The following is an 18,949-nucleotide window of genomic DNA, read 5'->3' on the forward strand; positions in this document are numbered from 1 at the left end:
CTTCTTTGGTTTTCGAAGGTCGTCGTCTCCTCTGTTTGTGAATTATGAATAGCTATTCCATTCGATCGATCCTCCGCAGCCCAGCGTTGCGATGGGGGGTGGGGATCCTGTTATTAGTAGTCGGGGCTTGGACGTTTCCTCGCTGGTGGCCTGGATTGAACGCGTGGATCGATAACACGGTCGCGGCACGCAAGGAATCCGTGCCGAAGAAGTCGGACGCGGATGGGCATCAGGAAGAAAATTCCGCAAGTGGAGAGAGTAACTCGATCGAGTTGACGCCTCAATCTCTGAAGAATCTAGGATTGACCGATGAATATCTTCAACCGGTCAAGCTGTCGAATTTCTATCGAACGATCACCATCCCGGCGATGGTCATCGCCAAGCCAGGTCGAACGGAAATTCAAGTCTCCTCGCCAATGGTCGGGATCGTACAGCACGTCCATGCGGTAAGTGGCGAAGCCGTGGAGCCTGGTGAAACGCTATTCAAAATCCGGCTTACCTACGAGGAGCTGGTCGACACGCAAACCCAGTTCTTAAAGAATCATGCCGACTTAGCGGTGGAGCAACGCGAAATCGCAAGACTGGAGGAGGTAACTCGATCTGGCGCCGTGGCAAGCAAATTGTTGCTAGAGCGTCAGTACGCCTTCCAGAAATTGCAGAGCACGATCGCAGCACAACAAGCCGCTCTTCGATTGCATGGCTTGAGCGACGAGCAGATCAATACGATCATTCGTGAGAATCGTTTATTGCGAGATCTGACCATTGTTGCACCGGAGATCGATGACCATCCCCACGAGGAGAATCCGCTTCGATTGAGCGACCGTCGGATTCTGACTGCATCCTTCCCAACAAGCATCCAACCGACTCGATCGAGTGCCGAATCGATTCCATTGATTGTCGAGCGATTAAGTGTCTCGAAAGGGCAAGGGGTGCAGGCGGGTGAGATGCTGTGCACGCTCTCCGACTATTCGTCGCTCTATGTGGAGGGTAAAGCCTTTGAGCAGGATGCACCTGCCATAGCGGAAGTGGCTGCGAATGGGTGGCCTGTTGAAGCCATCTTTCCTGGCGTCGACGGTCAGGAGACAGTCTCCGGATTGAATTTGGCATTCGTTGCCAATGCCGTCGATTCTCAGTCACGCACTCTTTCTTTCTTCGTGGACCTACCCAACACCAAGCTGCGAGACGAAGACTCTGCGGAGGGGCAGCGATTTGTTACGTGGAAGTACCGCGTTGGGCAGCGACTGGAGGTTCGAGTCCCTACAGAAGCTTGGGAGGGGCAGATCGTCCTGCCTGTCGATGCCGCAGTGAAAGACGGCGCGGATTGGTTTGTCTTTCAGCAGAACGGCGACCACTTCGACCGAGTTTCCGTCCATGTGAAGCATCGCGACCAACGCAATGTCGTTATTGAAAATGACGGGTCGATCTATCCAGGGGATATTATCGCCATGCGATCTGCCCACCAGATGCAAATGGCCATGAAGAACAAGTCCGGTTCTGCAGTCGATCCTCACGCGGGGCATAATCACTAACAAAATGCTCAACTCACTAATCCGTTTTGCATTGCAACAACGCCTGCTGGTGATCACCCTCGCTATTGCAATGGTCGGGGTCGGTACGTGGCAAATCGTGCGAATGCCCATCGACGTCTTCCCCGATCTGAACCGCCCGCGTGTCGTGATCATGACCGAAGCACCGGGCATGGCACCCGAAGAAGTCGAGACGCTGATCACCTTTCCCATCGAAACGGCGATCAATGGTGCAAATGGAGTGGAAGCCGTAAGGAGCTCCTCCGGTGTCGGCATCTCCGTGATTTATGTGGAGTTCGACTATGGCACCGATGTCTATTCCGACCGGCAAATCGTCGCGGAGAGAATGCAAATGGTGCAAGACCGTTTGCCTGACGGGATTCAACCTCAACTGGCACCTATTTCGTCGATCATGGGGCAGATTCTGATGGTCTGTATGTGGACGGAGAATCCGGACGTATCGCCGATGGCTCTACGAACAGAAGCTGATTGGGTCGTCCGCCAGCGATTGCTTACGATCCCTGGCGTTTCGCAAGTCTTCACCATGGGGGGCGAACGCAAGCAGTTTCAAGTGAGAGTGAACCCCGACGCAATGACCCGATATGGTGTAACTCTCGAAAAGGTCGAAGAGGCTGTCAGCAAGAGCAACGAGAATGGCACGGGTGGCTATTTGGATCAGCAGGGACCAAGCGAATTCCTGGTACGTAGCCTGGGACGTATCCAATCGATCAGCGATTTGCAGGATATTCCCATCACCATTCGTGAAGGTCGACCCGTTCTACTTTCCCAGGTGGCTGAAATCCTGGAGGGTGCGCAAGTCCAACGAGGTGATTCGTCTGCTTTTGTAAGGCAGGCTGAAACAAGAGGCGAGAGTGGCCAACCTAAAACAGGTTCTTCATTCTCCAATAGTACTTTCTCCGGTGGACCTGCCGTCGTCCTTACAGTGAATAAGCAGCCCAACGCAGATACGCGCGCTGTCACGGACGAAATTGTCGATGCTCTCGAGGAACTCAGGCCTTCTCTCTCGCCCGGTGTCCAGATCGAAACCATGTATTCGCAAAAGTCGTTCATCGATCGAGCGATCCAAAATGTGGAAGAAGCTTTGCGCGACGGCGTGATCCTCGTCGTGATCGTTTTGTTTCTGTTTTTGATGAACTTGAGAACAACATTTATCACGCTAACTGCTATTCCGTTGTCGCTCGTGATGACCGCATTGATCTTTACTGCCTTTGGACTTTCGATCAATACGATGACACTCGGTGGAATAGCCGTCGCGATGGGGGAATTGGTGGATGATGCGATTGTCGATGTAGAGAATATTTATAGAAGGCTGAAGGAGAATGGGGCAGCAGGAAACGCCTTGCATCCCTTGGTTGTTGTTTACCGCGCCAGCTCGGAGGTGCGTCGTTCGATAGTCTTTAGCACGATGATTGTGATCCTCGTCTTCATGCCCCTGTTCGCTCTTGGGGGAATGGAAGGCAAACTTTTTGTTCCGCTCGGAGTCGCCTACATCGTATCCATTCTGGCATCGCTGTTGGTCTCGCTCACCGTCACACCGGTGTTGTCCTATTGGTTGCTAGGAAATATGGGGACCAACCAAGATGCCCGCGATGGTTGGGTGTTGCAGGGCGTCAAGTGGATCGGTGAGCGGATCATTCGCTTCAGTCTCGCATTCCCTTGGTTCAATTTGGGCGTAACCATTTGTTTGGTTGTCCTGTCCGCACTTTTTCTATCGCGGTTGGAGCGGGATTTCTTGCCGCCGTTTAACGAAGGAACGGTGCAGCTGAACGTCGTTTTACCACCAGGCACTTCGCTCACTGCGTCCAATGGAATCAATCGGACGGTCGAGTCTGAATTGATGAAGCTTTCCGATGTGCAACGATTCGTGCGACGAACTGGCCGCGCCGAGCTGGACGAGCATGCGGAAGGGGTCAATATGAGCGAGTACTTGATCGAGCTTGATCCTCACTCGACTCGATCACGCGAGCAACAGTTGCAAAGTATTCGCAATTCTATGGATCAGATTCCGGGGATCGTCACGGCAACGGAACAACCAATCGCTCATTTGATTTCGCACATGCTCTCCGGCGTGAAAGCCCAAGTAGGGGTCAAACTGTATGGGGACGACCTTGATTTGTTGCGACAGAAGGCTGAGCAGATAAAGGCCGAAATGGCAATGGTGCCAGGTGTGACCGATTTGATGGTAGAGCCGCAAGTCATCATTCCGCAGTTGCGTATCGAGATGGATCGATCGCAATTGAAGCAGCTGGGGCTTCAGGTCCATGACGTCAATCGATTTGTGGAAACCGCAATGAATGGCAAAGTAACGTCAGAGGTCTTGGACGGGATGCGGACGTTTGATTTGACTGTGCGTATGCAAGAGGACTATCGAGAAGATATCCACTCCCTTCGTAGGTTACCCATCCAGCTACCAGATGGAGGCACCGTTCCTTTGGGGAACCTGGCTCGGATTTACGAGTCAGGAGGGCCGAATACCGTCAATCGTGAGAATGTACGCCGTCGCATCGTCATTCAGTGCAATGTCGCAGATCGAGGAGTAGTGGACGTCGTTCAAGACATCAAGAAGGTCATTGAGCCGATCGTCGCGACACTTCCAGCAGGATACTATCCGACTTATGAGGGGCAGTTTCAAAGCCAGCAGTCGGCAAGTCGCGTGATAGGAATACTATTTATCGTTTCGCTGGTCGGCGTATTCCTTGTTTTATTTACCCTCTTCCGAACCGTCAACTTGGCATTGCAAGTCATGGCAGCACTTCCCATGGCTTTCATCGGTTCGGTTGCGGCACTTGTGATAACCGGCCAAACGGTAACGATCGCATCCATGGTCGGTTTTATTTCGTTGGCGGGAATCGCATCGCGAAACGGAGTGCTCCTGCTCCAACACTACATCCATCTGGTGGAGTTCGAAGGTGAAAGCTTTACCAAAGAGATGATTGTTCGCGCAGGGCTGGAGCGTCTTGCGCCGGTGTTGATGACGGCATTGACAGCAGGAATTGCGCTGATTCCTTTAGTGCTCTCCGCCGGTGAGCCCGGGAAAGAGATTCTCTATCCCGTCGCTACGGTGATCTTGGGTGGCGTGGTCAGCTCCACGATGCTCGATTTCTTTGTCCATCCCGCACTGTTTTGGCTCTTTGGCACTCGCTCAGCCGAACGAGCCATTCAGGCATCAAGCTCGCAACTCACACTACAAGACGCGAGTCAATCCGCGTTCGTTTAGGTCCTTTCCCATCGGACTAATTCCAATCGCTAACTCACATTTTTTATTTCAAGGAAAGTGAACAGTCTATGAAACTATTTCTCTTTTGTGCCGTTTCCACAGTGTTGATCGTAGCAGGTTGCAATGGTAATCCCGCTTCCGTAGAAGAATCGAAATCGATCAAGTCGGATCATCAAGCTGCCGCCTCATCCGGTGAAGAACACGCACATCCCACCGTAGGTCCTCACCAGGGTACGTTAATTGAATTGGGTAAAGAGGAGTATCACGCGGAACTAATCCACGACGCTCAACAGGTGACGATCTATATTCTCGATGGATCTGCAATCAAGGCGGTCCCAATCGATGCTTCCGAGCTGATAATCAATCTTGCACATGATGGAAAGCCATCGCAGTACAAGTTGTCGCCGGTGCCCGAGGCAGCGGATCCTGCGGGCAAATCGTCAAGGTTCTCGCTGCAAAACGCTGAGCTTGTTGAGGAACTTGAGCACAATCATGGCAATGCGAAACTAAGCGTCATGATTGGAGGGAAGGCATACCGTGGCGAGATCCATCATGAAGATCACGCCCATCAAGATCATGCTGGGCATGAGTAGGCAATCCATAGTTACTATCCATCTCTTTACGCTGCTATCGGCATCGTGACGCTCCACCATCTACGGACCGTTTGTTTAACAGTCATCCGCAGGCGACCACTCGCATGACTATTCGCCGAAGGCGCTCCCAAAGACATGGGCATTGGTAGGTATGTGGTGGACTCATCGTGTATAGTGGATAATGTGCGTCGAAGGTTGGCTGATGCGCGACGTGTACGCCTACGGCTGACTGTTAAACGATTAGCAGCCTGCGGCTGGGTGTCAATCGGTTGGCAGGCTGCGGCTGGGTGGTATGCGCTGGGGTTGCTTGCGATGGGATGATAGGGGAGGGTGGGGGATCGCTGTGTCACAAATCAAGTCCAAGGATGCCAGAACGATCGTTGGGGTGATCGGTGGAATTGCAAGCGGGAAAAGCTTGGTGACCCGGTTCCTTCACGAGCGAGGAGCAACGGTCGTTGATGCCGATTCGGTCGCCCACGAAGTGCTTTCTGATCCCGAGGTGATTGGTGAGATTTGCGGAATCTTCGGAGACGATGTACTCCTTTCGAGCACCGTCGGAAATGGAACGCCTTTGCGAATCGATCGAAAGAAGGTTGCGTCGCTGGTTTTTGGAGAGACCGATTCTCACCGGTTGCGACGACAGGCCTTAGAGGAGGTCGTTCAACCTCGCATCCGCGCAAGACTGATGTCCATCATCCAAGATTGGAAGGCCAGAAACACTTGTGGACTTTTAGCGTTGGATATCCCCCTCCTTTTCGAACGGAACTGGCACCCAGTTTGCGACGAAATTTGGTTCGTTGACACCCCGCGAGAGCGTCGAGAGACGTATGCCGCTGCTCGCGGATGGACCCCAGAGCAGTTGAAAGAAAGGGAGGCGGCGCAACTGGGCATCGAGGAGAAGAAGTCGCGGTCCACCCACGTGATCATCAATAACGGGTCTCTGGAGGAACTTGAGCGGCAGGTGGATGCAGCCTTTCTTCGCACTACGGTCGGGGATCAGGCAGAGAACCGCGATGGCAGGGGCGACGTTGCTGGTCGGGCTTGATCCTCGTGCTAGAATGGAATAGGTACGCCGCCCCCCTGATTCCTTAAGGACCTACCAAATGTTGCAGTGCAAACCGATTTGTCGATTCACCCCGGCCTTGGCAGCCTTCGCAATCCTCGGAGGAATGCTTGTCGCAGCGCCGATTCAATCCTCGAAACCTTCGGCCAAGACGCAAGAAACACCTACGGGTGAGACGCAAGGAGAAAAAAAATTGGAAACGATTACGGTCGGAGGTGGTTGTTTTTGGTGTGTAGAGGCTGTGTTCCAACGCGTTCACGGCGTGACCAAGGTAGTTTCGGGTTACACAGGTGGCACCAAGAAGAACCCAACCTACAAAGAAATTTGCACCGGACTGACCGGGCACGCTGAGGTTGCTGCAGTAACCTTCGACCCCGAGATCGTTTCGCGTGAGCAGATTCTGGTCATCTTCTTCAAGACGCACGACCCGACGACCCTGAATCGGCAAGGGGCGGATGTTGGAACCCAGTACCGCTCTGCCGTCTTCTATACGTCTGACGAGCAACGCGATTCGGCCGAAGCCGTGATTAAGAAGATCAACGAAGAGAAAGTGTATAACCAACCGATCGTCACCGAAGTGACTCCATTGGACGTTTTCTACCCTGCCGAAGACTACCACCAAAACTATTTCAATCTGAACAAGAGCAACCCCTATTGCCAGAATGTTGTTGCCAGCAAAGTGGTTAAATTTGAGCGACTGTTCAAAGAATTCTCGGTCAACAACAAGAAGAACAAACCAAGCAAAGAATAAGAGGACGGTACTCCCAAGTGCGTTGACCGTTTTTAGCCGTTCCTCTGTGAACTAGGATTTGGGAACTTATTCCTTAAAGTGAGTTCCCAATCGAATCCATTCGTTTGTGCCTCGGCCCAGTTCAATCTCCACGACGTCGATCACGGGACCTTCCGGGAAATTCGTTTCGGAGTCATCGGGTATTTGGTCTGCGACCTCGATCGTAAACGATGGCACAAGTGTTCTGGGGACATTCAAGGAGAATGAAATTGGAACGCCTTGGTAAAGCCTCATTCCCGCATATTCACTGTTATTGCGCTGCTCGATCTGTAGCGGTAGCGATTTGTCCGTTTTCCATTTCACGATAGCGGCGGCGGATTGTTCTCCGATAGGCACCAGTCTGGTTCGACGCCTGGAGGATTTGTTTTCGCTATTGGGAATGAGTTCCCCATTTTTGAAAGCGTCTGTCGAGGAAAGAGTTGGGGTTTCCCCGACTTGAATGGTTCGCCATAGATGCTGGCTGCCATCGACTATTCGAAGACGCCATCGCCTCACAAATTTATTGGAGGGCGAGTCTGCCAATCGAATAAAAAGAGGATCGGGTTCGGACCCGTTCCATTTCAGTTCCAGCATCGGCTGTGGGCTTCCGGGCGTTTTAACGTCGGCTTGAACGAAAATGGATTTTGAAGACGGATCCAGTTCTATAGCTTCTCGGTTTGGAATAATTCCAGCGAGTTCTCGTTGCACTTTCCAAGTTGAAAATGAATGACTTGGGTCTGCAAGCCCGTCGCGATCGCCTTCCAAGAATTCCGCTTCGAGACGCAGGATGGGTTGGAGTGTCTCGAGTTGCGGGCGAGTCAATTCCCACGGATAGGTATTGGGCCGAATTCGCATGCCATCACGCAAACCGATACCAAAAAGCTGAGTGCTTTCCGACATTCCGACATAGGGTGACGTGGGTGGATAATCGGCCTGTGGCGAATCGAACCAAAGTCGAAAACCCAGTTTCGAAACCAATTCGTCTGATTGCCCGTTGAAGTAGTGATTGTCTCCGAAGTCTCGTTTCGCCTCGTATCGTTTACCTGCAAGCTGAATCGATGAGGCGTTTCGCTTGGAGTCCTGAGGCCAAGAGATACTGCTCGAGGAAGACCAACCAGTTGGCATCCAATCCTTGCCCATTTTCTTTTCGATTGCGAGTTCTCCATCGATAAAGACCGCAAAGCGAAATTCTTGTTGCGGGGAATCCCCCGTATAGAGGGTGACACGATGGTCGCCTGACGGAATGGAGCACCGACCGACCACCGGCGGAATGCCATCTGCTGATACAGTGCCGACACCAAGTCGCAGTTCGTAGTCCATGTTCTCTGGAACGTAGGTGTTCCATGAATAGAAGCCGCTCGCTATCTGCGGTATGGCTACGTAGGAGACTTGGTTGCCGTCTTTGGTTTTGATCTGACTCGATAACGCCAGTAGATTGCTTTGGACTCTCCGCAGGTCTCTATTCCGTTGGAACGCGACACTGATTGCGAGTCCAACGGCAATCAATGCGGTCAACGTCAGCAGGTGACGAAGTGAGAATCGAAGTTCTCCTGTGCGAATGACCATTCGCTTACTCATCATCCTGCTCCACCTGGGCAAGCCAACTCGGGTCAAAGTCAGGAATCGATTCGCCTCTTAACAAAAGATTGAACTCTCTCTCACGCGATTTTGGGGAGAGAATGAATTGGCCCCCCGCAAAGGTCTTAATCGTTTCGCCCCCGACGTTTTGCTCGTTGGCGGATTGAGGATCGAAGATTCGCAAAATCGGAAGAATTGTGTTGGAGTCGAAAGAACGGGGGCCACGTTCACTTCGAACCAATTTCTGGACACGCAATTGATCAACTCGATCGGATGAAAGATTGCTCCACGAGGTTGTTCCGTTCGAGCCTTGGAAGGAATAGAAAACGAGAATGCGTTCTCCTTGCTTTTGCATGCTGATTGTCAACAGATGATGGATCGCTTCTTTTCTCGGAGTTCCCCAACTCGATCCCGATCCGCCCCGGTGGAAGATGCCGTCTTCGGAAATATTTCCGCCACCATTCCATTTGATAAAGTCATAGTTCGGAGGGAGGTAACAGCGAAACTGCCAGATCCCTAGCAAATGGTCTGCAACTTCCTTGGGGACATCCGGTGAAGCGACTTCAGCCAGATAAACGAGGCTCGCATCGTCGATCTCCATTTTTCCAAGTTCTGCTTCCAATTGACCGACCTCTGCCGAGAGCCGGATATTTTCGTTCGTTAGATACACGAACACAATGATTCCAAGCATGAACAGGAAAACGATTATCCCTCGCGCAATGTGCTTCATATCTCTTTGCCTTCAGGATGATCGTAGCACAGGTCTCCAGGCCCATGGTTCATGCTGGATGGTCGTGAGGGCTGGAACCCACACTGGTTGCGTTGCGATTATACAGGAGGGTGAGAGGCTCTGGAGACTTGCACGAGCGCCTGGAGCGACGACTCGGTGCTATGAAGATGGAGGACGGGGGCGAAGGCTATTCTGCGATCAAGTCGCGGTCACGGATTCCCAATAGGTATAACACGGCGTCGAGCCCCATGGTGGAAACACGATGCTCGGCCGATGCGCGGACAATCGGCTTGGCATGGAAGGCGATGCCGAGCCCTGCTCGCGCCAGCATGGGCAAGTCGTTGGCACCGTCGCCAATCGCAATCAATTGCTTCCGATCGACTCCTTCCGCTTTCGCCAATTGCTCCAGCAACACAGCCTTTCGTTCTGCATTGACAATGGTCCCTACAACATGGCCGGTGAGCTTCCCTTCGATGATCTCCAATTCGTTTGCAAACACGTGATCGATGGAGAGCTTTTTTTGAAGGTAGCTACCGAAATAGGAAAACCCACCGGAGAGTATGGCGGTTCGATACCCGAAGCGTCGGAGGGTGGAGATCAACAGCTCTGCACCTTCGGTCAACTCGAGTCGCTCGGCGATCTTCGGGAGGACGCTTGCAGAAAGTCCTTTTAAACGCTGCACGCGCTGACGTAGCGACTCGTCGAAATCCAGTTCCCCTCGCATAGCCGCTTCCGTAATCCGACTTACCTCTTCTCCCACTCCTGCTTCCTTGGCCAATTCATCGATGACCTCTGCTTGCAATAGGGTCGAGTCCATGTCAAATGCAACGACGCGGCGAATCCGTCGATAAGCATCGTCGCGTTGCCATGCCAAATCCAAATCCAATTGACTTGATAACTCAAGCAAACTGGCTTTGAGCACCTTGGCATCGCGTGGCTCTCCTCGGATAGAAAACTCCACACAGGCTCTCGTGAGCTGGTTGTTGGTTTCACGAGGTGGGCGACCGGAGAGTCGGGTGATGACATCGATATTGAGGCCTTGTTCGGCCAACATGCGACTTACCGCATGGAATTGCTCTGCGGTGACGGCACGCGACAAGAGAGTGAGTATGAATCTGGACTTTCCCTGTTGTCGAACCCACTCGTCGTATTCGACAGCGGAAATCGGCTTTTGCTTTCCCTTTAGGCCAAGCTCCCCGCCCAGCTTGATCGCTTCTTCTACAACCTGGAGGCTGTCTTGGTTGGCCGGTATCCTCACCAGCAATCCCAGCAAGAGAGACTGGTGAATGACAGCTTGGTTGACATCGATAATCAAGCACCCGTAGGTGGCGAGAAGCTCCGTGAGGGAGGCGGTGATACCCGGGCGATCTTCCCCGGTGAAGTGCAGCAAGACGAGCGTGTCAACTCGATCGTCACTTTGCTTGTTGGATTGTTTGTCGGATAGGGTACTCATGGACAGAATTCTAGCGAAGAATCCTCATTCCTCCGAGCCCTATGGAAACGGTCGAGAACAAGTGCTCGGCCCAGGGTTACTTCGGACAAATCGGGAGTGGTGCAGCCACTCCTTCACTTTCCTCGTGCAACTTGACACCGAGAAAAGCTGCTGCGGTGGCGGCTGTTTGGGCCAGCACATACTGGTTTCCCGTGTCGATCCCATGCACGCGCAATCCGGGGCCGATCGCACCAAACCAAACCCGTTCCGAACCCACCTGCGTTTTTCCGTGACTCTTCCACTCATCGCGCACCAATCCCCGGCCGTGGTCGCTTGTGAACAGGAATACTGTTTTGCCCTGATATTGTGGCATCGACTGACATGTCTCCCACAATGTTCGAATGAGTGCGTCGTTTTGCTGTGCGGCGGTGAGGTAACGGTCGTATCGTCCGGCATGAGCCCAGTCGTCCGTTTCGCCGAGCGAGACGAATAAAACACGCGGCTGGTGGGTTCGCACGTACTCCAATGCACCTGCCATCGTGATTGAATCATAGCGAACCCCGCTGAACTCGCGGAACAGTTGGTCCGAGATCAAATTCAACGAAGCAAGCGTCCGGGGGTCTCCTTCCGTAAACCGGGTCCATCCTGCGTTGACGGGTATCCCGCTTCGCTTGTCATGGATGATATAGGGAAATACATCCCAGGAGCAAAATGCAGCGACCTTGCCTCGGTACAGCGGCTTGTTCTGAAGAACCTCGAGGAAAGTCGTGTTCAGATTGTACTTCTTGGCATTGCTGTCGACTTTGGGATCTGGTTTGCCCGTGAGCAATTCGTTGTACCCTGGATAAGAAAAATAGAGTCCATTCGAGACGGCGACCACCGAATCCCGTTCGACATCCCCCGCAATCCAGCCTTGATCCGATTCCCATTGGCTCCAAAGAAACGGCATCAGCACTCGACGACGTTCGTCGGGGGTTTCTCGCCAAAACAATTCCTTCAAATTCTCAACGTTCTGGACACCGGCCTCTTTTGTCAAGTAAGCAGGGTCCGCGCCGCGGAACACTTCTTCTCCCCGAAGTCCGTCGAGCGTAATCAGCACCACATTTTCAATAGGTTGCTTAGCCGATGCAGATGTGTTGCCTGGCTCGTTCGCCGTGTCAGCGATGTGAAGATTCACTGGAAAGGTTTCATTCGGTGACGTTGACTCGTGCAGTGATTTTCGAAGTTGCTGGACCAACTCTGGATGGCTTGCAGCGACGTTGTTTTGTTCGTGCGGATCCGATGGAAGGTTGTAGAGTTCCCAAGGCCCAGGTTTGCGTGTCGCAAGCCCCTGTCTTACCAGTTTCCAATCGCCATCCCTCAAAGCAACTTGCCCTGTGTATTCCGGGAAAACCCAAACCATTGGGGAAGACCGTTTCCACTGGCTCGCAGGGCTTGTTAACGCGTCCCAAAAGCTTTCGCCGTCCACATCCGTGGGGGGTGAAAGTTGTGTTGCCTCGCAGAGAGTTGGGAACCAATCGGGGAAGTAGGTCGCCGCATCGCAGGTCGTGTTGGCGGGGATCACTCCGGGAAGCCTGGCGATCATCGGGACTCGAATCCCACCTTCGTAAACACTCCCCTTGTTACCACGCAGCGCACCAGCGCTCTCGAAGAACTCGATGTCAGCCCCTCCGACATGAAAGGCAGGTTCCCCTTTTTGGGGATGCGTAGGTCCATTGTCGCTCGTGAAGACGATCAAAGTCTCGTCGGCGATCCCTTTCTCGTCCAGGATGGCCATCACCCGTCCCACGTATCGATCGAGATCGCTCACCATGGCCGCATAGCCAGCCCTAGGCCTTGGGTGGGGAAGGTAACCGTTGCCCCCTCGATAGACGAGTTGGTCCCAATCTTTTGGAAAGGCATCGAGTCGCTCTTTGGGGGGATGGATCGCGACGTGGGGTTCAATGAATGGTAGATAGAGGAAAAAAGGCTTATCGCTTGGTACGCGGAGAAAGGCTTCTGCTTCCGCCAGCATACGGTCCGGCGCGTAGACCTCACCGATCCAGTCTTCCGCTCGGATCTCTCCATCTGGCTGTTTGGCATTTCCCGGAATGGGTTTGGCATTCAATGGAACGCGTTCTTGGTTGCGCCATAGGTGCGACGGGTAGAAGCTGTGTGCGACGGCCTGGCAGTTGTAACCAAAGAAGAGGTCAAAACCCTTTCGTTCGGGAGAGCCCGTGCTACCGACAGGACCCAACCCCCATTTGCCAAACGCGCCAGTACGATAGCCCGCTTTCTGAAAATGCATCGCTACGGTGTACGACGACTCCGAGAGAGGCATTTGACCTTCGCTGAACTCCGGATACTTCAAGCGAGCTTGCTTGTTGCCTCGAACCTCCGCATGGCCGAGATGCTTTCCCGTCATCAGGGTGCATCGCGCCGGAGCGCAGACAGGAGCACCGCTGTAATGCTGGGTGAACCGAATCCCTTGTGAGGCCAATCGATCGATATGGGGCGTTGGAATTTTTTCTTGACCATAGCAGCCTAGATCCCTCCATCCCAAATCGTCCGCGAGGATGAAGACAACGTTTCGCGGTTGTGCAGCCACAACCACGGTGAATCCAGCATGGAGAAGCACGAGGCTGAAGAGGAGCCAACGCAGCGACAGGATGAGGAATGGGTGCATAGGTGGGAACAACGTAGGGGCAGAAGGGATGAAAATGCCGATGGCTACAGTATGAACAGCTTTTCCACCGCGATGTTTGCGAGGACTTCGGTGCAGCGGAAAAATTCTCCGACCGTTTCGAGCGGTCTTTACCGCATCTTCATCATCGATCCGGTCCTTTTTTGGATTCCTTTCGACGTCCCAATTTGACTTGAATGCTAGCGTTCTTAAAATCGCGTCCTGTACCTGACGGGAATGGGAATGACGGTGAGTCACATCGCTTAGGCGTTTATGGTCACTGTGGAGTCTCCTAAAGGAGCTTTCTCTTCCTTAGTTGGGTTCGCCAGCAGGATGGTTCCTGTCTGGATGGAAACTGATCGGCCTGCAAGATAGCAACCCGATCAGACTCGCACGGTCCAGGAGTTAGCGATGAATTTGGCGCACGACGTGACAAATGGCGAAAGCACCATCCCCACGCGGGTAGTTGCCTCTCTTAGGCAGAAGCTTGGGGCCCATCGCATGGATCTTTGGTTCGGAGCCGATGCGAAATGGTCCGTTGTAGGTAATAATACAGTCGGAGTGGAGGTTTCCAGCCAGTTCGTAGCCGACTGCGTCTCGCGCATGTTTCGCAACGAGCTTGTGCAGGCAATCGAAGAAGTTGCGGGGGACGGCTATGGATATCGTGTCTTCGTGGGGAAGATCCCTGCGTCGATGTCTGCGCTTGATTCTGCGGTAAAGCGATCCAGCCACGCTCCCGATAGCTCTCCGCGGGTTCCTTCGCTCCGGGGAGACCATCCTCCGTATGCCCAAGAGCAGAACGACCAGCGCGACGTGCCAACCGTACAGCCAACATTAGATAGCAATCGAAAAGCGAGAGAAGAATCGCGTGGGCTAGATCGCGCGGCGACCTTGCGCCTGCACCGCGAGGCGGTGAAAAGCGACCCGGTCCCATCACCCATCGGAGGGCCGAAGTCGAATCTGCCGTCGATTCAGTCGTCGCACCAGTCGTCGCACCACGACGCTTTGTCCACCGTGGAAAGGCTTTCGGAGTTGCGTCGCGAGAATGAGCGACGTTGGGACGATTTCATTCAGGGAGACCACAACCGTCTCGCCTACACAGCCGCCACGATGGTTCTCGAAAAGCCCGGGCAAATCACCCCTTTGTTCCTGCATGGTCCGCATGGATCGGGTAAATCCCATTTGGCTATCGGCCTCGCTCACAAATTGCGAACGACGTACAAAATGCGTCGCGTCCTGGTCCTCACCGGTGAACAGTTCACGATCGAGTTCACCGAAAGCGCACGAGGAGGGGGCTTTGCGAACTTCCGTCGCAAGTACCGAGATGTGGATGTCCTCGTGATCGACGATTTGCAGTTCTGCCTGGGCAAGTCTGCTACGCTCGCAGAGCTGCGCAATACGATCGACATGCTCCTAAGAGAACGAAAGCAAATCATTTTGGTTGCTGACCGCAGCTTGAATGAACTGAGCGGATTGAGTGCCGACCTCCATGCTCGCCTCGCTGGTGGAATGACTTGCGGAATCGAACCGGTCGATGTCGGAACCCGAGCCAAACTGCTTGAGCAGCTATGTTCTAAGCACGGAGTGGATCTTCCAAACGCTACGATCCATGAGTTGGCAGCTCAAGCGGCTGGGGATGCACGGGTCCTGCAAGGGGTCGTGCACCGGTTGGTCGCGCAGCAACGCATGGTGGGTGGTGCGATCACGCACGATCAAGCTATTCGATGTACACTCGACTTGCTCCGTGCTAGCCAACCGGTAGTTCGCATGTCGGATATCGAAAAAGTCGTGTGCGATGCGTTCGGTCTGGAAGAGAAGGCTTTGCGTGGCAAGACGAAATGCCAGCAAGTGAGCCAGCCACGCATGCTCGCCATGTTTCTAGCTCGAAAGTACACGCGGAGCGCCTTGTCGGAGATCGGTGAATACTTCGGCAATCGTCAACACTCCACCGTTATTTCCGCGCAAAAGAAGGTCGAATCTTGGTTGGGAGAAGACGAGTTGATCCAATGCGGTCGCGGCAAGCTCGCGGTCAAGGAGATCGTCAAAAATTTGGAATCCTCCCTTCGCGTAGGATAGCGGTTCTACCGATTCGCTATCGGTAGCAATCAGCCGTTACGTCCAACCGACCCTAGGTGGTGTTAGGTACCTAGTGAGTGGCCTATGGCGTATTGCCTTGCTTCCCATCACGTGGAGATTGATTGATGTCTGTGCACGAGAAACTGAACTACGTCGAGTTCCCCTCGTCCAATTTGCCCATGACAAAGGCCTTTTTTGAGAAGGCATTTGACTGGACCTTCATCGACTACGGACCGGAATACACCTCCTTTTCAAACCAAGGACTAGACGGTGGATTCTTTCGGTCGGATCAGTTCTCCAGTTCTGCGCACGGGGCAGCACTCTTGGTCTTCTTCAGCAACGACCTTGAAAAAACACTCGCGAAAGTCGTGGATGCGGGTGGAACGATTGTTAAACCAATTTTTTCGTTTCCCGGTGGCCGTCGATTCCACTTCACGGAGCCGTGCGGCAACGAATTCGCGGTGTGGTCCGACTCGGTCTAGCTTTGGGCCGGCTTCGCACGGACGACGTTTTTCGCAAGTCCGACTGCTTCCAGACTGCGAATGACCCACCACGACATGTCGAACTCAAACCAGCGGTGGCCGTGGTGCGCTGCGCGAGGTTGTGCGTGGTGGTTGTTGTGCCAGCCTTCACCGTGGGAGATCAGCGCAACGAACCAGTTGTTGCGGCTATCGTCGCGCGTCTTGTAATTCTTGTAACCGAACACATGGCCGATCGAATTGACGCTCCAGGTGCCATGCAACACAACAATGGTCCGAACGAATACTCCCCAAACCAACCAACTTGCTCCTGTCTGGACAAAACCGCTCCAGCCATTGAAAAACCATCCGAAAATGCCGCCGAGCAAAGCGACGATGGCGGCGTGGAGCCAAAAGACTTTGACCCACATACCTCGCCGTTCCAGCTTCATATAGAACGGGTCTTTGAGCAAGTCTCGCGCGTAACGTTCAAAACTCGTCACGGAATCATGATCCCGATTCCTGTAAACAACCCACCCTACGTGCGACCACATCAAGTTTGCAAGTGGTGTGTGTGGGTCAGGTTGGTGATCGCTATGCTGGTGATGCATGCGGTGGATCGCAACCCATCGGGCCGGACTATCCTGCAAATTGCAAATGCCTAGAATCGCAAACGTATGCTCCAACCACTTCGGGCATGTGAACCCACGATGCGTTAGCAACCGATGGTACCCGACGGTGATTCCGAGCATTCCGAAAACGAAGTGTCCCGCAATCGCCACCACCAGACCGGACCATGTGAAAAACCATGGCACGAAGGCGAGCAAAGCCAGAACATGCAGGACCACCAAGGGGATCAGGTAAAGCCAGTAAATCCTAAGCGGTGTCGCGCTCTTCGGGTAAGGAACCCGCTGCATGATATCCGAGGTGGCAACAAGTTCCGCGTCTGCGTTGGCTTCTTCAATTAAATCAGTAACGCTCATGCGTCTTCAGGCTTGGTTGGAAATCGGTGGAGCTGTGGATGGCGACTAGGCCCGACCAGTATCACCTGTTAAACGAAAATGGTCGACAACCGAAACAGAAAAAATTGTACCGTTTCCGATCCCATTCTGGTTGGCTCCAGAATATGTTGGAACGTTTTTATCTGCCACTATGTTTTAAGCGACACAAGCTACCGATATTCTCCATAAATGACAAATCGGAGAAAGGCAAAATGAGGCATTCCTCCCAATGTGTCGTCGGCCCGCTGTGTTGCTTCGGCACACTTGCTGCGGCCCTTGTGACCTGCCGGTACGTCGAATGCCCAATGCGACCCAACATCTCGAATTGACTGCACCATGCGTTCTCCTTCTCACGCCGTTCTCATTACGGGATCGACTGGATTTGTCGGTCAGCACCTCACCGCTGCTTTGATCCAACAAGGATGGGAGGTCTATGGAACTTCCCGATCCGCAGCAGGTGACCAAGTCTTGAGTTCGGCGGGCTGCATTCCCGTCCGAATCGACCTGGAACAAGCCTCTTTTCCCTTGGCACCCAAAGCACTGCCGGACGTTGGGGTCGTCTTCCACCTTGCAGGTAAACTCTCCGGCTCGTTGAATGAGCTGAATGCTGTCAATCAAGCTGGAACGAAAAAGATTGCGGAATTCTACGCAAGCCACGGGACTGGAACGCGGTTGATTCATGTTAGCTCGGTGGCGGCAGGAGGCCCATCGAGCGAATCCTGTCCGAAAAAGGAATCGGATCCCGCGAAACCGATTTCGCATTACGGGATGAGCAAATTGGCGGGTGAGGAGATGGTTCGCGAATTCGCGTCCTCGCTTCCCTCCACCATCATTCGACCCGGTATCGTATTTGGTCCTGGCGACAAGGAGTTCCTGCGTTTGATCAAGGCTCTTTATCGCGTTCGCCTCAACCCATTGATCGGCACGGGGCGACAGCCCTTAGCCTTTGTCGAAGTCGGCGATTTGGTCGCGCTTCTCCTACGATGCATCGAACAGGGGGAAAGGATACCGAGTCGCAATCAATCCGATGGAATGGCATCACTCGTTGGTCACGGGATTTACAATGCTGCCGATTCGGAGCCGCTCTCCATTTATGAGCTTGGACGGATCTTTCGTGAGGCGACAGGGCGGTTCGTTCTCCCGCTTCGCATGCCAGCTTCGTTAGCTTGGTGTTTGGGCGCTCTCGGAGAAGGGACGGCGAAACTAACTCGCATGTCCTCGACATTGACGCGCGACAAGATCCGCGAAGCGACTGCATCGGGTTGGTGGGTAAGCCCAGAGAAAGCCGCTCAGCAACTGAACTGGACGCCTGCGATCCCTTTGAGAGAAACCATGAAGGCTTGGATCATTGAATCCATGAAACAGGGACTCCTTTAGCCCAATGAGTTCAGTTGGCCTCTTCCATGGAGCGGATATATTCTCGCAGCCTCTCGAGTTCGTCTTCCGTTCCCTTAAGCCTGAGCATGTTCTTGACACGTTTCTGAAGCTCATGCGAATTGACGGGCTTGGACAGAAAGTCATCGGTGCCTGCTTCGACCGCCCGTTCGATATCACCGAGTTCGCTCAACGCAGTGACCATGAGGATCATAATTCGAGAGGTCGCTCTATCGGATTTCAGTTTTCGGCAAACTTCAAATCCGTTGAGCTTGGGCATCATCACATCGAGCAAAATGAGATCGGGCGAAAACGATACCACCTTGTCGAGCGTGTCCTGACCATCGACGGCAAACGCTGTTTCGCAGTCGATCTTGGCCAAAAACGCCTCCAGCAGTTCGCGGTTCTGTGCGTTGTCGTCAGCGATCAGAATCTTTGGAGCACTCATG

General features: G+C 53.4%; 15 protein-coding genes. 8 read left to right on the forward strand and 7 right to left on the reverse strand.

Annotation, left to right across the window (positions count from 1 at the left end; genetic code table 11):
* The first annotated feature begins 44 nt into the window (after positions 1-44).
* From SH467x_RS19900 to msrA, 5 genes are all read left to right on the forward strand, one after another.
* Positions 45-1,529, forward strand: coding sequence for an efflux RND transporter periplasmic adaptor subunit (locus SH467x_RS19900; RefSeq protein ID WP_482368836.1), 1,485 nt, complete (start codon positions 45-47; stop codon positions 1,527-1,529).
* A 4-nt stretch (positions 1,530-1,533) separates the two neighbouring features.
* The gene (locus tag SH467x_RS19905) at positions 1,534-4,764 is read left to right on the forward strand and encodes an efflux RND transporter permease subunit (protein ID WP_482368837.1); all 3,231 of its coding nucleotides are present in this window, start codon (positions 1,534-1,536) and stop codon (positions 4,762-4,764) included.
* 68 nt (positions 4,765-4,832) lie between these two features.
* Positions 4,833-5,357: a hypothetical protein gene (locus SH467x_RS19910; RefSeq protein WP_482368838.1), complete on the forward strand. Its 525-nt coding sequence runs from the start codon at positions 4,833-4,835 to the stop codon at positions 5,355-5,357.
* A 343-nt stretch (positions 5,358-5,700) separates the two neighbouring features.
* Positions 5,701-6,402 carry a dephospho-CoA kinase gene (gene coaE, locus SH467x_RS19915; RefSeq protein ID WP_482368839.1) on the forward strand — a complete coding sequence of 234 codons (702 nt, stop codon included), beginning with the start codon at positions 5,701-5,703 and terminating at the stop codon, positions 6,400-6,402.
* 58 nt (positions 6,403-6,460) lie between these two features.
* Entirely contained in the window at positions 6,461-7,171 is a 711-nt protein-coding gene (msrA, locus tag SH467x_RS19920; RefSeq protein ID WP_482368840.1) for a peptide-methionine (S)-S-oxide reductase MsrA, read from the forward strand.
* Between the two features lie 66 nt (positions 7,172-7,237).
* On the opposite strand, the gene SH467x_RS19925 is transcribed toward msrA, so the two are convergent.
* The 4 genes from SH467x_RS19925 to SH467x_RS19940 form a co-directional block, all read right to left on the reverse strand.
* Complete coding sequence (locus SH467x_RS19925) at positions 7,238-8,770, reverse strand: hypothetical protein (RefSeq protein WP_482368841.1); 1,533 nt, start codon at positions 8,768-8,770, stop codon at positions 7,238-7,240.
* On the reverse strand, positions 8,760-9,497 hold the full coding sequence (locus tag SH467x_RS19930; protein WP_482368842.1) for a hypothetical protein: 738 nt from the start codon (positions 9,495-9,497) through the stop codon (positions 8,760-8,762). The genes SH467x_RS19925 and SH467x_RS19930 overlap by 11 nt, the downstream gene beginning before the upstream one ends.
* Positions 9,498-9,684: 187 nt before the next feature.
* Entirely contained in the window at positions 9,685-10,950 is a 1,266-nt protein-coding gene (gene serB, locus SH467x_RS19935) for a phosphoserine phosphatase SerB (RefSeq protein ID WP_482368843.1), read from the reverse strand.
* Between the two features lie 76 nt (positions 10,951-11,026).
* Positions 11,027-13,594 carry a sulfatase-like hydrolase/transferase gene (locus SH467x_RS19940; protein ID WP_482368844.1) on the reverse strand — a complete coding sequence of 856 codons (2,568 nt, stop codon included), beginning with the start codon at positions 13,592-13,594 and terminating at the stop codon, positions 11,027-11,029.
* 408 nt (positions 13,595-14,002) lie between these two features.
* Here SH467x_RS19940 and SH467x_RS19945 point away from each other — a divergent pair, with 408 nt between their 5' ends.
* Positions 14,003-15,667, forward strand: coding sequence for a DnaA ATPase domain-containing protein (locus SH467x_RS19945; protein WP_482368845.1), 1,665 nt, complete (start codon positions 14,003-14,005; stop codon positions 15,665-15,667).
* Between the two features lie 125 nt (positions 15,668-15,792).
* A complete protein-coding gene (locus SH467x_RS19950; RefSeq protein ID WP_482368846.1) occupies positions 15,793-16,149 on the forward strand; it encodes a VOC family protein in 357 nt (118 codons plus the stop codon).
* Here SH467x_RS19950 and SH467x_RS19955 read toward each other — a convergent pair.
* Together SH467x_RS19955 and SH467x_RS19960 are read right to left on the reverse strand one after the other, a co-directional pair.
* Positions 16,146-17,042 carry an acyl-CoA desaturase gene (locus tag SH467x_RS19955; RefSeq protein ID WP_482371403.1) on the reverse strand — a complete coding sequence of 299 codons (897 nt, stop codon included), beginning with the start codon at positions 17,040-17,042 and terminating at the stop codon, positions 16,146-16,148. The two genes, SH467x_RS19950 and SH467x_RS19955, sit on opposite strands and share 4 nt — an antisense overlap.
* A 254-nt stretch (positions 17,043-17,296) precedes the next feature.
* The gene (locus SH467x_RS19960) at positions 17,297-17,464 is read right to left on the reverse strand and encodes a hypothetical protein (RefSeq protein WP_482368847.1); all 168 of its coding nucleotides are present in this window, start codon (positions 17,462-17,464) and stop codon (positions 17,297-17,299) included.
* On the opposite strand from SH467x_RS19960, the gene SH467x_RS19965 reads away from it, so the two are divergent.
* Positions 17,463-18,503 (forward strand): NAD-dependent epimerase/dehydratase family protein, encoded by a 1,041-nt coding sequence (locus SH467x_RS19965; protein ID WP_482368848.1) that lies wholly within the window; start codon positions 17,463-17,465, stop codon positions 18,501-18,503. The two genes, SH467x_RS19960 and SH467x_RS19965, sit on opposite strands and share 2 nt — an antisense overlap.
* Before the next feature lie 10 nt (positions 18,504-18,513).
* Here the strand turns inward: SH467x_RS19965 and SH467x_RS19970 are convergent, their stop codons facing one another.
* A complete protein-coding gene (locus SH467x_RS19970; RefSeq protein WP_482368849.1) occupies positions 18,514-18,948 on the reverse strand; it encodes a response regulator in 435 nt (144 codons plus the stop codon).
* Between the last annotated feature and the right edge of the window lies 1 nt (position 18,949).

Source organism: Brakhagea slesvicensis, from assembly GCF_052161625.1.
GTDB lineage: Bacteria > Planctomycetota > Planctomycetia > Pirellulales > Pirellulaceae > JBKCUI01.